General features: G+C 68.1%; 21 protein-coding genes. 16 read left to right on the top strand and 5 right to left on the bottom strand.

Annotated features, from left to right (window positions below):
• Window positions 1-35: 35 nt before the first annotated feature.
• Window positions 36-1247: an acetyl-CoA C-acetyltransferase gene (locus tag K7711_RS13295; RefSeq protein ID WP_222969062.1), complete on the bottom strand. Its 1212-nt coding sequence runs from the start codon at window positions 1245-1247 to the stop codon at window positions 36-38.
• Window positions 1248-1306: 59 nt separating this feature from the next.
• Complete coding sequence (locus K7711_RS13300) at window positions 1307-2128, bottom strand: mycofactocin-coupled SDR family oxidoreductase (protein WP_222969064.1); 822 nt, start codon at window positions 2126-2128, stop codon at window positions 1307-1309.
• Between the two features lie 246 nt (window positions 2129-2374).
• On the opposite strand from K7711_RS13300, the gene K7711_RS13305 reads away from it, so the two are divergent.
• The 3 genes from K7711_RS13305 (at window position 2375) to K7711_RS13315 (ending at window position 6500) form a co-directional block, all read left to right on the top strand.
• The gene (locus K7711_RS13305; protein ID WP_222969066.1) at window positions 2375-3181 is read left to right on the top strand and encodes an NAD(P)-dependent oxidoreductase; all 807 of its coding nucleotides are present in this window, start codon (window positions 2375-2377) and stop codon (window positions 3179-3181) included.
• 46 nt (window positions 3182-3227) lie between these two features.
• Window positions 3228-4724, top strand: coding sequence for an aldehyde dehydrogenase family protein (locus tag K7711_RS13310; protein ID WP_235747167.1), 1497 nt, complete (start codon window positions 3228-3230; stop codon window positions 4722-4724).
• A gap of 99 nt (window positions 4725-4823) precedes the next feature.
• Entirely contained in the window at window positions 4824-6500 is a 1677-nt protein-coding gene (locus K7711_RS13315; protein WP_222969068.1) for an acyl-CoA synthetase, read from the top strand.
• Window positions 6501-6534: 34 nt separating this feature from the next.
• On the opposite strand, the gene K7711_RS13320 is transcribed toward K7711_RS13315, so the two are convergent.
• The 3 genes from K7711_RS13320 to K7711_RS13330 all read right to left on the bottom strand — a co-directional run bounded on the left by K7711_RS13320 (window position 6535) and on the right by K7711_RS13330 (window position 10125).
• Window positions 6535-7716 (bottom strand): acyl-CoA dehydrogenase family protein, encoded by a 1182-nt coding sequence (locus K7711_RS13320; protein ID WP_222969070.1) that lies wholly within the window; start codon window positions 7714-7716, stop codon window positions 6535-6537.
• A gap of 100 nt (window positions 7717-7816) precedes the next feature.
• Window positions 7817-9337: a class I adenylate-forming enzyme family protein gene (locus tag K7711_RS13325; protein WP_235747034.1), complete on the bottom strand. Its 1521-nt coding sequence runs from the start codon at window positions 9335-9337 to the stop codon at window positions 7817-7819.
• Window positions 9322-10125, bottom strand: coding sequence for an enoyl-CoA hydratase/isomerase family protein (locus K7711_RS13330; RefSeq protein ID WP_222969072.1), 804 nt, complete (start codon window positions 10123-10125; stop codon window positions 9322-9324). The genes K7711_RS13325 and K7711_RS13330 overlap by 16 nt, the downstream gene beginning before the upstream one ends.
• Before the next feature lie 131 nt (window positions 10126-10256).
• Here K7711_RS13330 and K7711_RS13335 point away from each other — a divergent pair, with 131 nt between their 5' ends.
• From K7711_RS13335 to K7711_RS13395, 13 genes are all read left to right on the top strand, one after another.
• Window positions 10257-11159 (top strand): enoyl-CoA hydratase/isomerase family protein, encoded by a 903-nt coding sequence (locus K7711_RS13335; RefSeq protein WP_222969074.1) that lies wholly within the window; start codon window positions 10257-10259, stop codon window positions 11157-11159.
• Between the two features lie 184 nt (window positions 11160-11343).
• Window positions 11344-11892 (top strand): aromatic-ring-hydroxylating dioxygenase subunit beta, encoded by a 549-nt coding sequence (locus tag K7711_RS13340; protein ID WP_222969076.1) that lies wholly within the window; start codon window positions 11344-11346, stop codon window positions 11890-11892.
• A gap of 55 nt (window positions 11893-11947) precedes the next feature.
• Window positions 11948-13330, top strand: coding sequence for an aromatic ring-hydroxylating oxygenase subunit alpha (locus tag K7711_RS13345; RefSeq protein WP_222969078.1), 1383 nt, complete (start codon window positions 11948-11950; stop codon window positions 13328-13330).
• Window positions 13327-13983, top strand: a complete 657-nt coding sequence (locus K7711_RS13350; RefSeq protein ID WP_308014684.1) for an isochorismatase family protein — start codon at window positions 13327-13329, stop codon at window positions 13981-13983. The genes K7711_RS13345 and K7711_RS13350 overlap by 4 nt, the downstream gene beginning before the upstream one ends.
• The gene (locus tag K7711_RS13355) at window positions 13980-15233 is read left to right on the top strand and encodes an NADH-ubiquinone oxidoreductase-F iron-sulfur binding region domain-containing protein (protein WP_222969082.1); all 1254 of its coding nucleotides are present in this window, start codon (window positions 13980-13982) and stop codon (window positions 15231-15233) included. The genes K7711_RS13350 and K7711_RS13355 overlap by 4 nt, the downstream gene beginning before the upstream one ends.
• A 2-nt stretch (window positions 15234-15235) precedes the next feature.
• Window positions 15236-15427 carry a ferredoxin gene (locus K7711_RS13360; RefSeq protein ID WP_222969084.1) on the top strand — a complete coding sequence of 64 codons (192 nt, stop codon included), beginning with the start codon at window positions 15236-15238 and terminating at the stop codon, window positions 15425-15427.
• Window positions 15428-15496: 69 nt separating this feature from the next.
• Window positions 15497-16270 (top strand): SDR family oxidoreductase, encoded by a 774-nt coding sequence (locus K7711_RS13365; protein ID WP_222969086.1) that lies wholly within the window; start codon window positions 15497-15499, stop codon window positions 16268-16270.
• Between the two features lie 65 nt (window positions 16271-16335).
• Entirely contained in the window at window positions 16336-17352 is a 1017-nt protein-coding gene (locus K7711_RS13370) for a 2,5-dihydroxypyridine 5,6-dioxygenase NicX family protein (RefSeq protein ID WP_222969088.1), read from the top strand.
• Window positions 17353-17357: 5 nt separating this feature from the next.
• Window positions 17358-18491 carry a DODA-type extradiol aromatic ring-opening family dioxygenase gene (locus tag K7711_RS13375; RefSeq protein WP_308014685.1) on the top strand — a complete coding sequence of 378 codons (1134 nt, stop codon included), beginning with the start codon at window positions 17358-17360 and terminating at the stop codon, window positions 18489-18491.
• Complete coding sequence (locus K7711_RS13380) at window positions 18488-19372, top strand: nitrilase-related carbon-nitrogen hydrolase (RefSeq protein ID WP_222969090.1); 885 nt, start codon at window positions 18488-18490, stop codon at window positions 19370-19372. The genes K7711_RS13375 and K7711_RS13380 overlap by 4 nt, the downstream gene beginning before the upstream one ends.
• Window positions 19369-19623, top strand: coding sequence for a hypothetical protein (locus tag K7711_RS13385; protein ID WP_222969092.1), 255 nt, complete (start codon window positions 19369-19371; stop codon window positions 19621-19623). The genes K7711_RS13380 and K7711_RS13385 overlap by 4 nt, the downstream gene beginning before the upstream one ends.
• A gap of 34 nt (window positions 19624-19657) precedes the next feature.
• A complete protein-coding gene (locus K7711_RS13390; protein WP_308014687.1) occupies window positions 19658-20407 on the top strand; it encodes a maleate cis-trans isomerase family protein in 750 nt (249 codons plus the stop codon).
• 66 nt (window positions 20408-20473) lie between these two features.
• On the top strand, window positions 20474-22408 hold the full coding sequence (locus K7711_RS13395) for an NAD(P)/FAD-dependent oxidoreductase (RefSeq protein WP_222969094.1): 1935 nt from the start codon (window positions 20474-20476) through the stop codon (window positions 22406-22408).
• Window positions 22409-22434: the final 26 nt, after the last annotated feature.

Here is a 22434-nt window from a genome sequence, read left to right on the forward strand (position 1 = left end):
CCGTTCCGTGGGGCCGATGGTTGGGCGGTGATCGTTCAGCTCACCCGCTCGAAGATCGCGGCAAGTCCCTGACCGCCGCCGATGCACATCGTCTCCAGACCGTAGCGCAGCTCGCGCCGATGCATTTCCCGGGCGAGCGTGGCCAGCATCCGGCCACCGGTGGCGCCGACCGGATGCCCCAGGGAGATACCGGAACCGTGCACGTTGGTCCGCTCGAGATCGGACTCGCCGAACTTCCATTCGCGCAGTACCGCAAGAGCTTGCGCGGCGAACGCCTCGTTCAGCTCGATCAGGTCCACCTCGGCCAAGCTCAGGCCCGCGCGTTGCAGGGCGGCCTCGGTGGCCGGGACCGGACCGATGCCCATCACCTCCGGGCGCACTCCGGCCACAGCCCAGGATCGCAGTCCGACCAGCGGCGTCAATCCCAGCTGCTCGGCCCGCTCGCGGGTGGTGACCAGGCACATCGACGCGGCATCGTTCTGCCCGCTGGAATTGCCCGCTGTCACCGTGGATTCCGGATCGATCTGTGCGCGAATCGGTGTGAGCTTGCCGAGCGCTTCCACGGTGGTGTCCGCGCGCGGATGCTCATCGGTGTCGACGATGTTCACACCGCCGCGCGTGGGCACGGCGGTCGGGATGATCTGGTCCGCGCTCGCACCGGAATCGGCGGCGGCCACCGCGCGCTGATGCGAGCGGACCGCCAGGCGGTCCTGTTCCTCGCGCGAGATGTGGTAGTCGCGCCGCAGATTCTCGGCGGTCTCCAGCATGCCCCCGGGCACCGGATGATGGCGCCCGCCGGCGGTTTCGCGCCCGCGGGCCAGACCGTCGTGCATCCGAACCCCGGTGCGCGCGCCACCCCATCGCATATCCAGCGAATAGAAGGCGGTGTTGCTCATACTCTCCACGCCACCGGCCACCACGACCTCGCTGGCCCCGCTCTGCACCTGCAGTACGGCCTGGATCACCGATTGCAGACCCGAGCCGCACCGCCGATCGATCTGCATCCCGCCCACCGTGGTCGGCAGCCCTGCGTCCAGCGCGACGACCCGGCCGATGGCCGGTGCCTCACTGTTGGGGTAGCAGTGCCCGAGCACCACATCGTCGATGACATCCGGTTCGATACCCGTGCGCTCGAGCAGTCCGCGCAGTGCGGTGACGCCGAGTTCGACCGCGCTGAGCGAACGGAACACCCCGCCGTAACGCCCGATCGGGGTGCGGACGGGCTCACAGATCACAGCTCGGGGCATGGCGTCGTTCTCTCTTCGCTAGGTCACCGGAAGCGCCGGTCACTTCCAGGGCGTGGGGATCAGTACTGGGTCGACCCGAGGTCGACCGCGATCTGCGCGGCCGTGACGAAACGCGCGTCGTCGCAGGCCAGCCAACAGACCGTCGCCGCGACATCCTCAGGCTCGGCGATCCAGGCCGGGAGGAACGGTGTGATCATCTGTGCCAGTGCGGGATTGGTTTCCAGGGCGCGGCCCAGGCTCGCGACCATATCGCCGCCGCCCATGGGTGTGTTCACCGCGCCGGGGTGCACACTGTTGACGCGGATGGAGTGCTTGCCCAACTCCGCAGCCAGGCCCCGGGCCATGCCGGTGATGGCGTGTTTGCTCGCGGTGTAGTGGACCATGAAGGGCTGCATCTTGATTCCCGCGGCGGAGCTGATCAGGATGATCGAACCCCCGCGCCCGCCGTCGATGATGTGCTGCGCGCCCGCGGTGACCGTATTCCACGTTCCGACGACGTTGACGTCGATGACATCGCGGAACGAGTCCGGGGTGATCGCGTCCCACGCCTCGGGGATGCAGATACCGGCATTGGCCACGATGACGTCCAGGCGCCCGAACTCGGCGACGCCCTGCTCGACCGCCCGGCGCAGGCCGACGAGGTCCCGGGTGTCGGCCTGCGCGGTCACGATGCGGCGGCCGGTCTTCTCGACCAGGCGTGCGGTTTCGGCCAGATCGTCGGGGGTGGCGGAGTCGTACGGGACCGCCGCGGGCAACGGCCCGGCGATATCGACGGCGATGATGTCGGCTCCCTCGTTCGCCATCCGCACCGCATGCGCGCGTCCTTGACCGCGTGCGGCCCCGGTGATGAATACGACCTTGTCCTCGAGTCGTCCGGTCACGTGCCCTCCTGATGCGGCGCCTGTTTCGATCACTGCGGGAACCGTAGCGCGTCCACCCCTCGAGGCGATGCGGATCGGCCTGGTGAACGGGACTGTCGTCGTAGTTATTGTAAGAGCAACTGTATCTCACTGAATCCAGCTGTCCAGCGGGCTGTTCGATGTTACAGTCAGTCTTACTGGATTCATCACTGTCTAGCTTCGCGGTACGCGTTTACGCCCGGTTCGGAGCTGGTGAGGAGCACGCGGATGTCGCAGGTTGTCGGGTTCATCGGGGCCGGGCAGATGGGCGAGCCGATGGTCTCGAGGTTGCTCGAGGCAGGCCATCGGGTGAAGCTGTTCGCTCGCCGGGCATCGGTGCGCGAGCGGATGGCGGCGGCCGGTGCGCAGATCGTCGGTTCGGTCGTCGAGGCCGCCGCCGGCGATATCGTCATCGTCTGCGTGTTCTCCGACGAACAGCTCGTACAGGTCCTGGACGGGCCCTCGGGAGTGCTGGCCGCGGCGAGCACGGAGTGCGTGGTCGTCTCGCACACCACCGGAACCATGGCCACCGTGCAGGACCTGGCCGCCGGGCATCCCGAGGGGCCGGTACTGCTCGACGGGCCGGTCAGCGGCTCCGCCGAGGACATCGCCGCCGGGCACCTGACCGTACTGCTGGGCGGTCCGGCGACATCGGCCGAACGAGTGCGCCCGGTGCTCGAGTCCTACGCGGACACCATCGTCGCGACCGGCGCGCTGGGCAGTGCGCTGAGCGTGAAGCTGATCAACAACGCGCTGTTCGCGGCCAACGCCCAACTGGTCGCCGCAGCCGCGGAAGTGGGGCGGGAGTTGGGGATCGGTGACCAGGAGCTGCTGGGCGCCCTGCTGGCGTGCAGCGCCCGCAGTTATGCGGCCGAGTCGATTCACCGCACCGGAGGACTGGCGAAGTTCGAACGCATGGCAGCGCCCTACCTGCGCAAGGATGTGGCCGCGTGCCTGGCGGCGACGAAAGACAACGGTATCGAGCTGGCACAGCTGGCGGACGTGATCCACCACGGCCCACTCGAACTCGGCTGAGCCCTACCAGGAGACGACACGAATGACCAGACACGCCATCGGGCCGATGGCCGATGATGCCGCCGCCGAGCCCGTGGATCCGGCCGCCCTGCTCGAGCTGCAGCGCCGGGCGCACCGGCATGCTGGGCCGCCGTCGGCGGCGTTGCGGCGCAACCGGATCGACCGTCTGCTGGCCCTGGTGCTGGACAATCTGGACGACTACGTCGAGGCGCTCGCGCAGGACTTCGGAACGCGCTCACGCACGGGAATCCTGTTCGCCGAGATCATGGGGATGCTCTCGAGCATCGAACACACCCGCTCACACCTCGCGCGCTGGATGCGGCCGCGCAACCCGAAACCGATCGCCCGGCTGTACGGGATCAACGCCCGAGTGGAGCCGACGCCGCTGGGGGTCGTCGGCATCATCGGGCCCTGGAACTTCCCGCTCCAGCTCGTGATCGCACCCGCCGCGGCCGCATTCGCGGCGGGCAACCGGGTGATCCTCAAGATGTCCGAGATCACCTCGCGCACAGCCGAACTCACCCGGACACTCGCGCCGCGATACTTCGGCACGGACGAACTCGCGGTCGTCACCGGCGGCCCGGACGTCGCGGCCGCGTTCGCCGGACTCGCGTTCGACCACCTGTTCTTCACCGGCTCGACACGGGTGGGCCGGCTGGTGCAGCAGGCCGCCGCGGCCCATCTGGTGCCGGTCACCCTGGAGCTGGGCGGCAAGAATCCGGTCGTCGTCGCACCCGATGTGGACATCGCCCGCGCGGCGGCTCGCATCGCGCGAGCACGCATGGTCAACGGCGGACAGGTCTGCGTGAGCCCGGACTGCGTCTACGTTCCCCACGGGCGAGCCGAGGAATTCACCGCCGCGGCACAGGAGGCATTCGGCAAGCTGTTCCCGGCCATCGCGCAGAACCAGGACTACACCGCGGCGGTCGATCAGGCCAATTACGACCGCATCGTGGGGCTCATCGATGACGCGCGCAGCCGCGGAGCCCGGATCACGCAGGTGATACCCGAAGGAGAGGACGCGCCGGATCCGTTGTCGCACAAGGTGTCTCCGACCATCGTCGGCGAGGTCACCGACGAGATGGCCATCGCCGCCGAGGAGGTCTTCGGCCCGGTTCTGCTCGTGCGGACCTACTCCTCGCTCGAGGATGTGATCACCCGGCTCGACGCGGATCCGGCCCCGCTCGTGGCCTACTGGTACGGGCCCGCCGACGCGGACTTCCGCGCCTTCGTCCGGCGCACGCGCAGCGGGGGCGTCTCGCGAAACGACTTCGCACTCAACATGTTTCCCGAGGATGCGCCGTTCGGGGGAGTGGGACACAGCGGGATGGGGGCCTATCGCGGCAAAGCCGGTTTCGACACCTTCACCCATTACCGCACGGTCGTCGGGAGCGATCTGCCGTTCCTGATCACCGCACGTGCCGCACCGCCGTTCGGCGACCTGATCCGCCGGTCGACCGAACTGATGCTGTCGCGCGCGCACCGGCGCACCCGCCGCCGGCTCGCCGGAGCCCGGCGCCTGCGCGCGACCGCCGACCGATAGCCGTTGCCAGAAACCAGCGCGTGCGCGCCGACACGACCCATCGCAATCTCAGCCCGAATCCGCCTGCCCACGCGGGCGAGCGACCCCAAGGAGGCACCGTTGTCTCGCTCCGCCGCCGAGCCCGACCTCTCGACAACAGCACTGACCCTCGTCGCCGCGGCCGACGCCGCCGCGGCAGCGCTGCCCGATCGCGAACTGGTGGTGCAGGGAGAACAGCGCCACACCTACGCCCAGATCGCCGAGCGGTCCCGGAGACTGGCGGGATATCTACGCGAACGCGGACTCGGTTGTCACACAGAACGTTCCGGACTCGCGGGCCACGAGGTCGGCCAGGATCTGCTCGGGATCCACGCCTACAACGGACACGAGTTCGTCGAGAGCCTCATCGGCTCCTTCCGGGCGCGCGTGGCGCCGTTCAACGTGAACTACCGTTACGTCGAGAACGAACTGCGCCAGCTCCTGGAGGACTCCGGCGCCACCGCGCTGATCTACCACGCCGCGTTCGCGCCGCGCCTGGCCCCGCTGATCGCCGACCTTCCCCGGCTGCGCGTGCTCATCCAGATCGCCGACGACTCGGGTAACGAACTGCTGCCCGGCGCAGTCGATTACGAGAACGTCCTGGCCGAGGCCGCACCGGACCCGCACCTGCCCGAACCCTCCCCGGACGACCTGTACGTGCTGTACACCGGGGGCACGACCGGGATGCCGAAGGGGGTGCTGTGGCGGCAGTACGACATCTTCATGGCCGCGTGCGGCGGCCGGGACAACAACACCGGCGCGCTCGTGCAATCCGCCGCCGAGGTCGGGCAGCGGGCCGCGGCGAACCCGGGGGTCGATCTGATGATTCTGCCGCCCCTGATCCACGGCGCGGCACAGTGGGCGGTGCTGACCGCGATGACCACCGGGCAGACGATCATCTTCGCCTCGATCACCGATCATGTCGATCCCGAGGACGTGGTGCGCACCATCGAACGCGAAAAGGTCTCGATCGTGATCGTGGTCGGCGACGCGGTCGCGCGCCCGATCCTGGCCGCGATCGAATCCACCTCCGCCGATGTGTCCTCACTGGTGGCGCTGGCCAACGGCGGCGCGGTGCTGAGCCCGGCGCTCAAACAGCGGTGGATCGAAGCGGTCCCGAACCTGGTCGTGCTCGACGCCGTCGGAGCCTCGGAGACCGGTGCGCAGATGCATCACGTCTCGGCCGCCGGACTGGTCTCCACCGGGACCTTCGCCGCCGGTGTCGACACCTGCGTGGTCGCCGAGGACTTCGGTGCGGTGCTCGAGCCCGGTCACGACGGCATCGGCTGGCTCGCCCAGCGCCGCTTCACGCCCCTGGGCTACAAGGGCGACGCGGCCAAGACCGCCCGGACCTTCCCGACCATCGATGGCCGCCGCTACGTCCTGCCCGGGGACCGGGCCCGTCATCTGGCCAACGGCTCGATCGAACTGCTCGGCCGCGACGCGGTGACGATCAACTCCGGCGGGGAGAAGATCTTCGTCGAAGAGGTCGAGATGGCGATCTCCTCCCACCCCGACGTCGCCGATGTCGTGGTGGTGGGACGGCCCAGCGAACGCTGGGGCCAAGAGGTCGTGGCGATCGTCGCGCCCGAGAACGGCACCGACCCGGACCCGGCGGCGCTCATCGCCCACGCCGCGAAATCGATTGCGCGGTACAAGCTTCCGAAAGTCGTCGTGTTCCGTCCCGCGATCGTGCGCAGCCCGGTCGGCAAAGCGGACTATCGCTGGGCGCGCGAGCAGGCGATCGCCGCCGACTGACCGGGTGGGCCGATCAGCGGCCCGCTGAGGATCGCTACCGCGCACGGGCTTTGCCGAGCAGGCCGCCGCCGATGATCAGGCGCTGGATCTCGCTGGTGCCCTCGTAGAGGCGCAGCAGGCGCACGTCGCGGTAGATGCGCTCGACCGGGACGCCGCGCATGTACCCGGTGCCGCCGTGGACCTGGACTGCCGAATCCGCCACTCGCCCGGCCATTTCGGTGCAGTAGAGCTTGGCCACCGATGGAGCGATGCGGCGGTCTTCCCCGGCGACCCAGGCGCGCGCGGCCTCGCGCACGAGTGCCCGCCCGGCCATGACTCCGGTCTGCATATCGGCCAGCAGGGCCTGCACCAGTTGGAATCCGCCGATCGGCTGCCCGCCCTGGGTGGCTGTGGCGGCGTAGGTCACCGACTCGTCCAGCGCGCGCTGCGCGGCTCCGACCGCCAGCGCCGCGATGTGTACCCGTCCCCGGGCCAGGGAGGTCATCGCCGCGCGGTAGCCGATGTCCTGGCCGCCGCCGATCAACGCCTCGGGCCCGACCCGCACATCCTGGAACCGGACCTCGGCGGTCCAGGCGCCCTCCTGACCCATCTTGCGATCCTTCGGGCCGACCTCGATGCCGGGAGTGCCCGCGGGAACGAGGAATACCGAGATTCCCGGTCCGTCCTCGTCGGCGGGGCGGGTGCGGGCGAAGACCACGAACAGATCCGCGACCGGGGCGTTGGTGATGAATCGCTTCTCGCCGTTGATGATCCAGTCCGCGCCGGATCCCCGGGCGGTCGTGCGCAGCGAGGCCGGGTTCGATCCGGCGCCGGATTCGGTCAGCGCGAACGAGGCGACCACCGCACCGGTCGCGATGCGTTCGAGCCACTGCGTCTTCTGCTCGGTGGTGCCGAATCCGACCAGGACCTGCCCGGCGATACCGTTGTTGGTGCCGAACATCGATCGCAGCGCGAGAGTGGTGTAGCCCAGTTCCATCGCCAGTTCGACATCCTGGGTGAGATCCAGGCCCAGCCCGCCCCATTGCTGCGGGATGGCGTAGCCGAACAGGCCCATCGCCTTGGCCTGCTCGGCGATCCGGTCCGGGACGCGGTTGTCCTCGGCGATCCGCTGTTCCTGTTTCATCACCACCGAACGCACGAAATCTCTTGTCTGATTCAGGATTTCACGGAAATCCTCGGCGCTGACGATGTCGGATCCGATGGCCGGAGTTGTCATGAGCGGGTCCTGTCTGCTCCCGGCGGTCGATCGCCGGACATGTGTTGCTGATCGGTGGTGGTGCGCGTGGACTCGGCGGATTACGTGTTCGTGCTGAGCGTCAGCGACGTTCGCTGCTGCGGGCGTGCGGGGACTGGTCGAGGTGCCGTCGAACCGCGGCCAAGTCCGCCTTGCCCGACGGCGTTCTGGGAATGTCCGGCACGATCTCGATTTCCGCCGGAATCTCATAGGGAGCCAGCCGGTCTCGCAGGTAGCTGCTCAGGTCCGCCTCGGTGAGGTTCCGGTGGTCCCGCAGCTCGACCATGGCCACCGGAACTTCACCCAGACGAGCGTCGGGCCGCGAAACCACCGCGGCGCCGGCGACGTCCGGGTGCCGCTCGAGCGCGTTGCGCACATCGTCGGGCATGATCTTGAACCCGCCCCGGATGATCGCCTGGTCCGCGCGACCCAGGATCCACAGGAATCCGTCGTCGTCGATGCGCGCCAGATCGGTCGTCCGCATCCAGCCCGCCGACGGCCCGAGCTGTCCGGGAACGACCTCCAGCAGGCCGGGCCGATCGGGCGGGAGTACGGTGCCGTCCTCGCCGACGACCCGCAGCCGCGCCCCGCCGGAGGCGCGTCCGACGCTGCCGCGCTTGGCATCCCAGTACTTCCGGTGATCGGCCAGGGTCCAGCCCGCGACTCCGCCACCGAATTCCGTTGCCGCATAGGAGGTCAGGATCGGGATGCCGAACTTCTCGTGGAACGCGTCGGCGTCCTCGGCCGACAACGGCGCCGTGCCCGAGGTGACCACGCGGATGCTTGCCAGGTCATCGCTGGTCAGATCCGAGTGCAGTACCGCGCGCACCGCCGCCGGGACCAGTGAGACCGCCTTGGGGCGGTGCGTGCGCACCGCGCGAGCCCAGGATTCGAGCTGGAACCGCGGCAGCAGTACGAACGGGCGTGCCTCGGCGATGCACTGCAGGATCCGGAACACCCCGCCGATGTGGACCAGCGGAGCGTTGACGATGGCGACTCCCGAACGCGGTTGCGCCGGAGCGGGTGTGCTCTCGGGATCGCGGCCGATCACGCTGCGGGCCAGCATGTCGTAGGTGATATCGATGCGCTTGGGCGGTCCGGTGGTGCCGCTGGTGAGCATGCGCACCGCCACCCCGGATTGCGCGGTGCCGCTGTGGTGGCGCCGCCCGGCGGTGGTGGACAGGTGCGGGTCGGCTCCCAGGTCCGTGATCGCCAGCGTGGCCGATCCCGGTGCGGGAGTGACCAAGTGGGCGAGGTCGTCCGGAGCGCCGATGATCAGCGGGAGGTGCAACGCGGCGATATCGGCGCGGGTGCGGTCCTCGCCGCGCGAGGGGTTGATCACCACCACCGTGCCGCCGCCCAGCAGCACCCCGAGCAGGGCCGCGACCTGTTCGGGCCGGTTGCGCAACAGGATGCCGATCTGCCTGCGGCCCACGGGATGTGCGGTGACGAACCCGCGGATCCGCCACGCCGCAGCACCGAGCTCACCCCACGTGCGCCACACCCGGTCGTATTCGATCGCCGGTGAATCCGGTGGCAGGGCCAGCGTTTCGGCGATCCGCCGGCTCAGGACATGATCGGAGTAGCTCATCGGCATTGCCATTGCGGCTTTCTCTTCTCCACGAACGCTCGCGGCCCTTCGAGTGCGTCCTCGGTGCGGGTGACGCGCTCGCGGAACGATTCGGCGAGCATCTCGGCCTCGTGCAGCGGCACGTCCAGACCCTTGAGGATGGCCAGGCGGGTGCCGCGAACCGCCAGGGGCGCATTGGAATTCACGATCTCGGCGATCGCGTGCGCGCGTTCGAGCAGCCGGTCGTGCTCGACGATCTCGGTGATCATGCCCAGCTCGTACGCGCGTTGCGCGCTCATCCGCTCGTGCTTGCCGGTCAGCGCGACGCGCAGCGCGACCGTGCGCGGCAGAACCCGCGCCAGGCGCACCATCTCGCGACCGGCGACCAGCCCGATGCTCACGTGCGGATCGAAGAACTGCGCGCGTTCGGAGGCGATCACGATATCGCCGGTGGTCACCCAGTCCAGCCCTGCGCCGCAACACAATCCGTTGATCGCCGCCAGCACCGGTTTGGTCATCGTCCGGAACGGCGGGGTGCCCTCCTGCGGAGCCTCCCACTGCTCGTAGGTCGACAGGTACGGCCGCTCGTTGAGCACCTTGCCGTCGCCGGGGATCGCCTTGACGTCCGCGCCTGTGCAGAAGGCGCGTCCGGTGCCGGTGACCACGAGCGTCCAGACCCGGTCGTCGTTCTCGGCCTCGGTGTACGCGGTCCGCAGTTCGGTGATCATGTGCGGGCTCAGCGCGTTCAGGGCGTCCGGGCGGTTCAGGGTGAGCGTGGCCGTATGCCCGTCGACGCGATATTCGATGGTGTCGAACGGCATGGGAGTTCCTTTCGTCGCGACGGTGTCGCCGGACAACCGATACTGATATATATACAGTAGTTGGTACCGTTGGTCTTAGTAACGTGGCGGATGCGACACCGCCCCAGCGGCGAGAAGGAAGAGGAACCCCGATGAGCACCTCCAGCACCGCAGACGGCCGCATACTCCGCGAGGTGGACGCCGACGGGCGGATCCTCACCATCACCCTGAACAACCCCGGCCAGCGCAACTCCTACGACGCCACGATGCGCGACGGGCTGGCACGGTTCCTCGACGAGGCGGCCGAGGACGACGATGTCACCGTGGTCCTGCTGCGCGGAGCCGACGGCGTGTTCAGCACCGGCGCGGACATGAACAACGCCTACGGGTGGTACGGCGACAAGGCGTCCGCGGGTAACGATGACCACCCGGCCAAGGCGCGGCCCAGTCAGCGCAGGCGGCTGACCGTGGACCGCAAGTCCTTCGGCTTCTATCACAATCTGATGGGCTTCCCGAAGGTCGTCGTGGGTGAGATCAGCGGCTACGCCCTGGGCGGTGGCTTCGAGATGGCGCTGATGGCCGATATCTCCGTGATCGCCCGCGACACCCGGATCGGCATGCCCGCGGCGCGCTTTCTCGGGCCCGCACTGGGCAGCCTGCACATGTTCTTCCACCGGCTCGGCCCGGTACTTTCGCGCCGGCTGCTGCTGACCGGCGACATCGTCGAGGCGAGCACGGTCGAACATCTCGGAATCTTCACCGAGACATGCGATCCCGCCGCGGTGACCGCCCGCGCCCGCTACTGGGCCGAGAAGGCCGCCAAGATGCCCGCCGACGGCGTCGTCATCGCCAAGGAGGCCTTCCGGCTGGTCGAGCAGAGCCAGGCATACCAGGGCGAGGAGGTGGCCAGCTACCTGTTCCACGCCTTCGGCACGAATCTGCAGTTCTCCCCCGGGGAGTTCAACTTCGTCAAGACTCGCGCCGAACACGGCACCAAGGAAGCATTCCGGTTGCGCGATGCGCACTTCCACGTGCCCGAACCGGACGGGCGCTGAACCGCCGCGCCTGCTCGGGCTGCCCGACTCCGCGGGCGACCCGGTCGATGCCGCGAACGACCCATCGCAGCGTTCTGCGCTGACGTTGCGCCGGTGTAACCAGTTCGATTCACCCCTTGCGCTGCCTCATGTCTTGGGCCACACTGATCTGCATCCAAAAGTGTATGCACTTTGAGGGGATCGAATGACCCAGCAACAGACGGTGGCGCAGCGCCGACTCACACCGAACGACCCGCGGTATGCGCAGGTCGTGGACTTCTACTTCTACGAGGCGGAACTGCTCGACGACCTGAACGAGCGGCAGTGGCTGACCGACCTGGTCAGCCCGGACATCGTGTACCAGGTGCCGATCCGCGAAACCGTCGAACGAGCGCGTGGCTTCGGCTTCTCCGAGACCGCCTTTCACCTGAACGAGAATCTGGGCTCGCTCGAATCGCGGGTCGCGCGTGGGGAGACCAAGTACGCGTGGGCCGAGGATCCGCCCTCACGAGTGCGTCACTTCGTCGCCAATATCCGGGTGCGCGAGCACGAGAGCGGCGATGCGCAGTTGCTCACCGGTCGCAGCAATATCCTCATCTACCGCACCCGGCAGGATCAGACGATTCCCCAGATGCTCTCGGGTGAGCGCCGGGACGTGCTGCGCCGCGAAGACGGCCGCCTCAAACTGCTGCATCGCGTGGTCTATCTGGACTTGACGGTGATCGGCACCCACAATCTGTCTCTTTTCTTCTGAGCGACCCGGTTCATCAGGTCGTTCAATCGCTCGATTTCAGCCCAGGAGTACATCTATGACCGCGATACGGGAACCCTCGATTTCGCCGCGCGTCCGGACCTTGATGGACCGGATCGAGACAGGACTGCCCAGCGGGCGGATTCCCGCGAACATCTTCGGAAATTCCGAGGTGCATCAGACGGAATTACGCAAGATATTCGGCCGCACCTGGGTTTTCATGGCACACGAGTCCGAGATCGAGGCGAACGGCGACTACGTCGTGCGCCGGATCGGGGAGGATTCTTTCGTCGTCACCCGGGACGAGAAAGGCGACGTACACGTCCTGTTCGATGCCTGCAAACACCGCGGGGTCCAGATCTGCCGGGCTGATTCCGGGAACACCTCGCATTTCCGCTGCCCATACCATGGCTGGACCTATTCCTCCGACGGCAGTCTGATCGGTGCGCCGCTGTGGAAGAACGCCTTCGGAAATATGCGCAAGGAGGAGAACGGGCTGGCCAGGGCCGCGCAGGTCGAATCCTTCCATGGGCTGATATTCGCGACACTCGATTCGACGGCGCCGCCGCTGCGCGAATACCTCGGGGGTATGGCCTGGTACCTGGATCTTCTGTTCGGGCTGGACGAGGGCGGAGTGGAGGTGCTGGGTAAGCCGCAGCGCTTCGTTCTCGACGCGAACTGGAAATCGGGCGCTGATAATTTCTCCGGCGACGACTATCACCTCGGTACGCTGCACAAATCGGTCTATGCCATCGGCGCGTTCCCGGTTCCCTTCAGTGAGAACATGATGGGATATCACATTCAGGCCTCGCCCGGACATTCGCTGTCGTTCTCGATGGCCGAGGATGCCGACGAACCCGGTCCGAACTTCTTCGGATTTCCGGAAAGCCTCGCGAAGAATTTCGATACCACGAACATCTCCGCACCGCAGCTCGAAGTGGCACGGCGTTCTCGGGTGATCGTCGGAAACGTCTTCCCCAACTTCTCCATTCTGGCGCTGCCGATGACCGAGGACGGATCGCACCATCCGCCCACCGGCGTGCTGACCGTCCGGTGCTGGCAGCCGAAAGGCCCCGGGCAGGTCGAGATGTGGAACTGGTTCCTCGGCTACAAGAACATGACGCCCGAACAGAAGGATCGCGCCTACCGCGCGGGGCTGGGCACCTTCTCCCTCGGCGGCGCGTTCGAGATGGACGACACCGAACCGTGGATCACGGTGGGACGCACGGGCCGTTCGGTCGCGGCGGAGTTGCTGGACTTCGAACTCAACTATGAGATGGGCATGCCCGGCATCGGCATGGCCCATCCCGTGCAGGATTGGCCCGGTCCCGGCAAGGTCTTCTGGACCCGCTACGAGGAGGGCGTCCAGCGCAACATGTACGCGTACTACGCGGACCTGATGCGTGCCGAGCCGGGGCAGTGGCCGGAGCACGAGTTTTGAGCCGCGAGGACGCCGCGACGGCGGACGAGCGGGTCCGCGCCCGGTATCGGGACGGCGGCCTGCTGGGGACACTCACTCCGGGTACACGTCCCGCGCTCGTCGTGGTCGATCTGCAGTACGGATTCACCGACGCGCGGTACGCCCCCGGTTTCGAGATGGATGCGGTGGTCGCCGCGGCCCGGGAATTGGTGGATACGGCGCGCGACAACAGCGTGCCGGTCTACTTCACGACCATCGCCTTCCCCGTCGACGATGACGGGGCAGCCGGTACCTGGCTGCGCAAGATGCCCGCGATGCGGGAACTGCGAGCCGGTGACCGCAGCGTGGACATCGATCAGCGGCTCGGCCGGCGTGACGACGATGTGCTGGTGATCAAGCAGGCCGCCTCGGCATTCGCCGGTACCGATCTTGCGCAACAGTTGAACGCCGCCGGGATCGACACCGTGCTCGTCGCCGGAGCGACGACCTCCGGCTGTGTCCGGGCGACCGTCGTCGACGCCTGTGCCGCGGATCTGCCCGCCTTCGTCGTCCGGGAATGCGTGGGTGACCGCGAGGACGGACCGCACCGCGCCGCCCTGCTCGACATCGATGCCAAATACGGGGACATGATCCCGCTCGCCACTGCCCACACGATCCTCGAGGGGCTGTCATGACCACCGCTCTGCGATCCTCGCTCCACCTGGCTCCCGCCCTCGAGATTCCGGCCCGCGTGGCCGGAGACGTGCCCGGCAGGCTGGTCGTCCCCGGGGTCGAATCTCCCGACTGGGGACTGAACCAGGAGCGGGGCCTCGGATTCTTCGAGCCCACCACCGATTCCGGGGAGTTTCTCGCCGAATTGGCCCGGTCGGGTCTGCGTGGCCGCGGCGGCGCCGGATTCCCCGCCTACCGCAAATGGTCGGCGGTGGCGGCGAGTTCGGACAGTGTGGTGGTCGCCAACGGTCACGAGGGCGAACCCGCATCGGGCAAGGACGCGTGGCTGCTCACCCGCCGGCCGCATCTGGTGCTCGACGGTCTGCTGACCGCCGCGGTCGTCACAGGCTCCAGCGATGCTGTCGTCTACGCTTGCGAACCCGCCGTTGTGGCATCGGTCCGTGCCGCCGTCGCCGAAGTCGTTGCGGCCGGACTGGTTCCACCAGGTGTGGTGCTGCGGGTGCACCAAGCACCCGCGGGGTACGTAGCGGGCGAGGAATCAGCGGTCGTCGCCGCCATCAACGGCCGCCCGGCCAAGCCGGTCAGCAAGCCGCCCCGCCCGTTCGAGGTGGGCGTGCGTGGCCTGCCGACGCTGGTGAGCAACGTGGAGACCTTCGCCCACGCGGCGTGGATCCGCCGGTACGGCGCCGCCGAGTTCGCCCGGGCGGGCACCGCGGCCTCGTGCGGCACCGCGCTGTTCACCGTCACCGGCCGGGTGGCGCAGCCTGGAGTGTACGAAATGCCACTCGGAGCAACAGTTTCCGAGTTGGCCACCGCGGCCGGCGGCGGTGACGCGCCGATGACCGGCGCGCTGCTCGGCGGTTGGTTCAACGGCATCTCACTCGGTGATGTCGGCGCGCTGTCGTGCTGCTACGACGCGATGCGTGCGGCGGGCACCGGACTGGGCTGCGGCGCGATCACGGTCCTGGGGCCCGGGGACGACCTGGTCGCGCTGGCCGGGGAGCTCAGCGTCTGGTTCCAGAACGAGAGCGCGTTGCAGTGCGGTTCGTGCTTCACCGGGACCAAGGCGATCGCGCGGGCGTTCCGGCAGATTCTGCGCGGCGAGGACGCTGCGCGCCATCTGGCCGATCTGACCCGATGGGGTTCGGACCTGCCCGGCCGCGGGGTGTGCGGCCTCATCGACGGCGCCGCGGCGCTGGCTCGAAGCGGCGCGGAAGAACTCGCGCGACGTGATGTACCGAAGGAGCAGTGAGCATGCGGGTGATCGTGGACAACACCAAATGCGACGGGTACGGCACGTGCCTGGACATGTGCCCCAGCGTCTTTCGCTCCGATGACTGGGGTTACGCCGCGGTCGTCGGCGACGGCAGCGTCCCGGAGCCAGACCAGACGCTGGTGCGCCGGGTGATCTCGCTGTGCGCGGAGAACGCGATCCGCGAGATCTGAACCCTGCGATGCCGGCGGCCCGACCGTGGGCACCGGCGGTAAGACGATCGATCAGCTGAAGGAGTAAGTGTGTATCTGGGCCTGGAAAACGGTGTGGCGCTGGTGACAGCGGCCTCGCGCGGAATCGGCCGGGCGACGGCCGAACGGCTCGCCGCCGAAGGAATGACGGTGATCGCGGCCGCCCGGACCGCCACCGGGGAGCCCGAGACCGTCGGCAACGGGTCCATCGTCCCGTTCGCTCATGATCTGAGCGACGCCGACGCTACCGCGGCCCTCGTCGACACCGTGGTGGCCGGCTACGGCGCGCTGGACGTCATGGTGCTCAATACCCCTGGGCCACAGATCATTCCGGCATTGGACGCGAAGTGGGACGACTGGTCCGCCGCCCATGACACCCTGCTGCGTCCGGTGGTGCAGCTGGCCACCTCGGCCGCGCGGGTGATGTGCGACAAAGGTACGGGCGCGATCATCCTGTTGTCCTCGACCTGGGTACGCCAGCCCGCCGCGGGTGGCGTGCTGTCCGCCTCGTACCGTTCGGCCGCCTCGGCATTCGTCAAAACCCTCGCCGGCGAACTGGCGCCGTCGGGCGTGCGGGTGAACCAGATCATGCCCGGCGCCACCGGAACCGACCGGATGCAAGGGATCGTCGAGTCGAAGTCGGGTCGCAACGGCACCACCGTCGAGCAGGAGATCGCGCGCGTCGTCGCCGATATTCCGGCGGGCCGCTGGGCGCAGGCGAGCGAAATCGCCGATGCGGTCGCATTCCTCGCCTCCGCGCGGGCGTCGTTCATCACCGGCACCGCGCTGTCCGTCGACGGCGGAGCGGTGCGCGCCGCACACTGACCTGCCGCATCCGGGGTGAAACACCCACCCGGAGAACATTTTTCGCAATCGAGAAGGAAGTAGCCATGCCCAAGACCCTGACCGAGAATTTCGTCGAACAGTTCCGGTTGTGCAAGGTCACCCCCGGCGAAACCGTCGCGGTGATCGCCGAACTCGGCCAGAAGACCGAGTACGTCGAATCCGCGGTGGCAGCCGCGCGACAGCTGGGCGCCGGTGTCCTGGTGCTGCACGCATCGAGCCTGTCCAATCCGATGCTGCCCCCATACGAGGCCGACGGACGCGAGGTCGCGCCGTTGCTGGCCGCGGCGGGGGAGTGCGATTTCGTCGTCGACGTCACCGTCGGTGGGCTGATCCATTCCGATGTGCGCACCCGGATCACCGGGAACGGCAAGCGGATGCTGTTCGTCGCCGAACCGAACGATGTGCTCGAACGACTGATGGGTGATGCGAACCTGCGCGCCACCGTGGAGGCCGGCGGCCGCAGACTGCGCGCCGGATCGACCCTGCACGTGACCAGCGCCGCCGGTACCGATCTGACCGCCGACATCTCCGGCGCGGACCTGCCGATCACCCACCAATGGGGTTACGTCGACGAGCCGGGCCGCTGGGACCACTGGCCCTCGGGTTTCGTCGCGTGCTTCCCGAACGACCGCACCGCCGAGGGCCGCATCGTGCTGCAGCCCGGCGACGCGCTGATTCCTTGGCAGCGCTATGTGCGGGACACGGTGACGATCGAGGTGGAGAAGGGCTACATCAGGAAGATCTCCGGCGCCGGTACCGACGCGCACGTGCTCAACGACTACTTCGAAGCCTGGGGCGACGAGGAGGTGTGGGCCACCAGCCACATGGGCTGGGGCGTGCTGCCGCACGCGCGCTGGTCGGCGTTCGACGTCTACGACCCGCGCTCGCTCTACGGCCAGGAACTGCGTTCGACCGCAGGCAATTTCATGTGGTCGACCGGATCCAACCGGTTCGCCGACCGGGAGACACCCGCGCACCTGGACGTGCCGATGCGCGGCTGCACCGTGCGGATCGACGGGGTGGCCGTGGTCCGCGATGGCGCCCTCGTCGAACAGGAGTGAGCACCGTGGACAAGAACGCGATCGAACAAGCCGTCCTGGCGATGGCCAGAGACACCGAACTGCTCGAGCAGGTGAAGGCACAGCCTTCGCGCGCGCCGGAGCTGCTGGGCATCGACCGGGAATGGGCCGAGACCATCCTGTCCGGCAACCGAGATCGGTTGCGCGCCATCGGACTCAACGACGGCCTGACCATTCTGGTGAGCCGCTGGTTCAACGACGATCTGGGCGACGCGGCCAGCCAGGGCGGATTCATCGTCGACGACAGCCTGCCGCTGGCCGACCCCGACGTGCCCGCCGGCGTGGTCTTCGCGGGAGGCTGCTCGCACGTGCCGGATCTGCTGGCCCGGCCCGAGATCGATCCGGCCGACGCGGTGTCCCGGCTGCTCGACGGGTACGAACGCCTGCGGCGCGATCTCCTCGCCGCCGACCCGGATGTCGTTCTGGTGACCGCCGATTGCCACTTCCAGAGCTTCGAGACCGGTCACACCGTGATCGGCACCGGCGCGGGCCACGCCGGCTCGATGGAATTCTTCAAGCGCGGCGACCTGGATCTGAACCTCACCGGAATGCCCTCTCTCGCGGGCGAATTGGCTGACGCGGTGCGCGCGGCGGGGTTGGAGGTGGAACGGGCCGAGCGCGTCGACCTCGACCACGGGCTGATCGTGCCACTGCGCCTGGTGCTGCCGCGCCCGGATCTGCCGGTGATCCCGATCATCACCCAGCCGCACCGCAGCTTCTCCCCGTTCAACGCACGCCGCTTCGGCGAGGCGCTGCGCGGGGTGGTGACGCGGTCGGGGCTGAAGGTGGCGTTCCTGGCCACCGGCGGCCTGTCGCACTGGCTGGATCCCGGGCATTTCGGTGGCGTGGACGTCGAATTCGACACCTACATCCTGAAGCTGCTGGAGACCGGACGCGGTCTGGATCTATGTTCGCTCGAGCCGTATCCGCTGCTCGAGCACGGTCAGTACGAGATCCAGAACTGGATGATCATGCTCGGTCTGATCGGTCCCGGCGTGCACGGCACCGTGTACACCTACGAGCCGATGGAAGCCTCCGGTGGGGGCTGGACCGTGGTGAACATGGATCTCGCTCGTGCTCGGAGTGAGGGTGCGGCGATGGCGGCGGGGCTGGCGTCATGACCTCGCGGACCCTGAAAGTGGGCCTGACCCAGTGGCACGCGACCACCGATATCGCCGCCAATCTGGCTATTGCCCTGCGGCTGATCGACCGGGCGGCGGCCGCCGGCGCACAGCTGGTGACGCTGCCGGAGAACGGGCTGATGCTGGGCACCAACGCGCAGATGCGCGCGGCGGCCCTGCACGAGGACTCCGACGAGGTGCGGCAGTTGCGTCGGGCCGTGGCCACCCACGGTGTCGCGGTGGTGCTGGGCGGGATGAAGAACCGCACCCCCGAGGCGACCTACAACTCGGCGCTGGTGATCGACGCGGACGGCGAGCTCGTCGGACGCTACGACAAGATGCACCTGTTCGACGCCACCATCGGCGGCCGGTCCTTCGAGGCATCGACGGTGGAGCGACCCGGTGCCGGACCGGTACTGCTGGACCTGCACGGCATCCGCATCGGCCTGACCATCTGCTACGACGTACGCTTCCCCGAACTCTCGCGGGCACTGGCCGCTGCCGGCGCCGAGGTGCTGCTGGTTCCAGCGGCGTTCGTGCAGTCGACCGGCGCCGCGCACTGGCATACGTTGCTGCGCGCGCGGGCCATCGAGAATCTGGCCTACGTGGTCGCACCGGCGACCGTGCATTCGCCGGACCCGGAGCTCGTCGACGCGTTCGCCACGTACGGGCATGCGCTCGTGGTGTCGCCGTGGGGTGAAGTGCTCGCCGATCTGGGTGAGGATCCCGAGGCCGTACGGGTGGTCGAACTCGATCTCGGGGGCGTCACCCGGGCCCGGTCCGCCCTTCCTGTGCTGGCCGGCCGGCGCGGGGCCGAGGAGTACAACGCCGACCCGCGCGTACTGGACCTCCCGGGGCGCAGGGCGGAGGTGGCGCGATGAGCGCGCCGAACGCCGCCGATCTGCCTGCCGGGGTGGTCCGGGCCGACGAATGGTCCGGAGTCGGCAACGAATTCACCGGCGCCCGATTCCGCAAGGTGTGGACCCGCAACGGGGAACGCCTGGAGATCCACGTCCCGCGCACCGGAGCGCACATCCTGCTCGATGCGATGGCCCTCGAGGTCATCGCCGGGCAGGCGCCCGAGTTCTTCACCCGGCTGATCGCCGAGGGGCTGGGCTCGGCCGACAGATGACCCTTTCACCACTCGATACGAAGGTAGCCAGTCGATGACGACGAAACGAGTGGGCATGATCGTGCCCAGCTCCAACACCACCATGGAAACGGAAATTCCGGCCATGTTGCGGGCCCGCGCCGAGGTACGGCCCGACGAGCAGTTCACTTTCCACTCCTCCCGCATGCGGATGCAGCATGTGACGCCGGAGCAGCTGACGCAGATGGATGCCGATTCGCTGCGCTGTGCGGCCGAACTCGCCGACGCCCGCGTCGACGCGATGGCCTACGCCTGTCTGGTGGCGATCATGGCGCAGAGCCGCGGCTATCACGCCGTCTCGGAATCCAAACTGGCGCAGGTCGCGAAAGAGGAGAGCGGCGAAGCCATTCCGGTGCTCTCCTCGGCGGGCGCGCTGACCGAGGCGCTGGCCCACCTGGATGTGCGCAAGATCGCCGTCGTCACCCCGTATATGAAGCCGCTGACCGCGACGGTGTGTGACTACATCGAGCACGAGGGCTTCGAGGTGGTGGATTCGCTGAGTCTCGAGGTGGCCGACAACCTGGCTGTCGGGCGCCTGGATCCGCGCAATCTGCTCGAACACGCTCGCACGGTCGACACCTCCGGCGCCCAGGCCCTGGTCATCAGCGCGTGTGTGCAGATGCCGTCGCTGCCGATCCTCGACGAGCTGCAGCAGCAGTTCGATATTCCGGTGCTGTCGGCCGCCGCGGCGACCACGTGGCGGGTGCTGCGCAGTCTCGACCTCGATCCGGTCGTTCCGCGCGCCGGGGCACTGCTCGCCCCGTAATCGCCATACCCCCGCAGCTCCCGAATCTCTCGAATTCCCACAGCCCACATCACGAATCGAGATCCCATGAGCTTCGATGCTCTTTTTCAGCCCGGCCGCATCGGTCCGGTCGAAGTCCGCAATCGCGTGGTGAAATCACCGAACAGCAGCGCGACGGCCAATATGGACGGCACGATCAGCCGGCGAACCGTCGACCACTATCGCCGCCTCGGCGAGGGTGGCGTCGGCCTGATCATGACCGAGTACACCTACATCGACGACGACGCCAGCAAAGCGATCCACAACCAGCCCGGGATGAGCCGCCACGAGCACATCGCCGGATGGGGATGGCTCGTCGACGAGGTACATGCCACCGGCGCCAAGATCGGCCTGCAGCTCGCCCACGGCGGCCGCCAGAAATTCCTCGGCACCGCGCCGATCAAATCGGCCAGCGACAGTTCCTGGGACTACGTCGAGGCGGTGGCCGGGGTGGTCCCGCAGCCGGTGACCGTCGCCGAGATCGATGACATCGTCACCGCCTTCGCCCAGGCCGCGCTGCGCGCGTGGAAGGCCCGCTTCGACCTGGTCGAGGTGCATGCGGGACACGGATATCTGATCACCAATTTCCTTTCCCCGCACACGAATACGCGCACCGACGACTACGGCGGCAGCTTCGGGAACCGCTCCCGCATCCTCATCCGGATCGTCGACGCCATCCGCGCCACGGTGCCACGCGATTTTCCGCTGAGCGTGCGGGTTTCGGTCACCGACTACGAGCCCGACGGCATTCCCATCGAGGAGACCGTCGAGCTGTGCCGGATGCTCGAAGCGCACGGGGTCGATGTCATCCATGCCTCCGGCGGCCACCACGCCACCATGGAATGGGAGGTCAGCCCCTGGTTCAACACTCGCGCACCGCACCGCTGGGGCTGGGAGAAGTTCCGTCCCGAGCTGTCGATTCCGGTGATCGGCTCGGGTTCGCTGGTCTCCCCGGAGGTTGCCAACGATGTCATCGCCTCCGGCTCGGCCGATTTCGTCTCGCTGGGCCGTGCCATGCTCGCTGATCCCGATTGGGCGCGCAAGGCGCAGGCGGGGCGGGCACTCGAGATCGTGCCGTGCATCCGATGCAACGACGGTTGTCTGCATCGCGGCGTGGACAAAGGCCGCTCGGTCGGGTGCACGGTGAATCCGTCCGTGACCGAGGAGGGCCGGTTCCCGATCACCGTGGCCGGCGCCGTGAGGTCGGTTGCGGTCGTGGGCGCCGGACCCGCCGGCCTGCGCAGTGCCGCCGTACTGAGCGACCGCGGGCACGAGGTGCGGCTGTTCGAACCCGGCGAACTCGGGGGCCTGCTCACCCACGCGCTGGGATCCACGGTCAAACAGGATATCGCGGCATTGGTGCAGCATCTCGTGCACGAGGTCCGGCGCCGCGATATCGCGGTGGTGCCGGCCCGGGCCACGGCGACGGAACTGCTTGCCAGCGGCGTGGATTCGGTGGTGCTCGCCACCGGCGCGCCCCTGCGGGAACCGGACTTCCCGATCGCCACGGATGTGCCCGTGATACCCGCGGCGCGAGTGCGCGCCGATGCTCCGCTGCGTGGGCGGATCGTGGTGATCGGCGGCGGGATGCAGGGGTGCGAGACCTCGTTGCGGATCGCCGAGATGGGTGATGTCGAGGTAACGGTTGTGGAGCAACAGGATTCGCTGCTCACCGGAGACGAGGTGGTCTACGACGTCATGAAGCTGCCACAGTTCATGCGGCAGGCCGGGGTGCGTATTCGCACCGGCGCGCAAGTGACCGAGGTTACCGCCGACGGCGTCTCACTCCGTACCGCGGACGGGGTCGAGGTGCTACCCGCCGACACGGTGGTACCAGCGCTGGGCCGTATTCCCGCGTCGAACGAACTCGCCGACGAATTGCGCAGCGCCGGAATCGATGTGCACGTGATCGGCTCGGCGCTGCGACCGGGACGGGTGTACGACGCGATCCACACCGCGTTCTTCGCCGCACGGATCATCTGAGCGAATGCCGCCCGGGCCGGCCGGTT

Source organism: Nocardia coffeae (assembly GCF_019890715.1).
GTDB lineage: Bacteria > Actinomycetota > Actinomycetes > Mycobacteriales > Mycobacteriaceae > Nocardia > Nocardia jiangxiensis.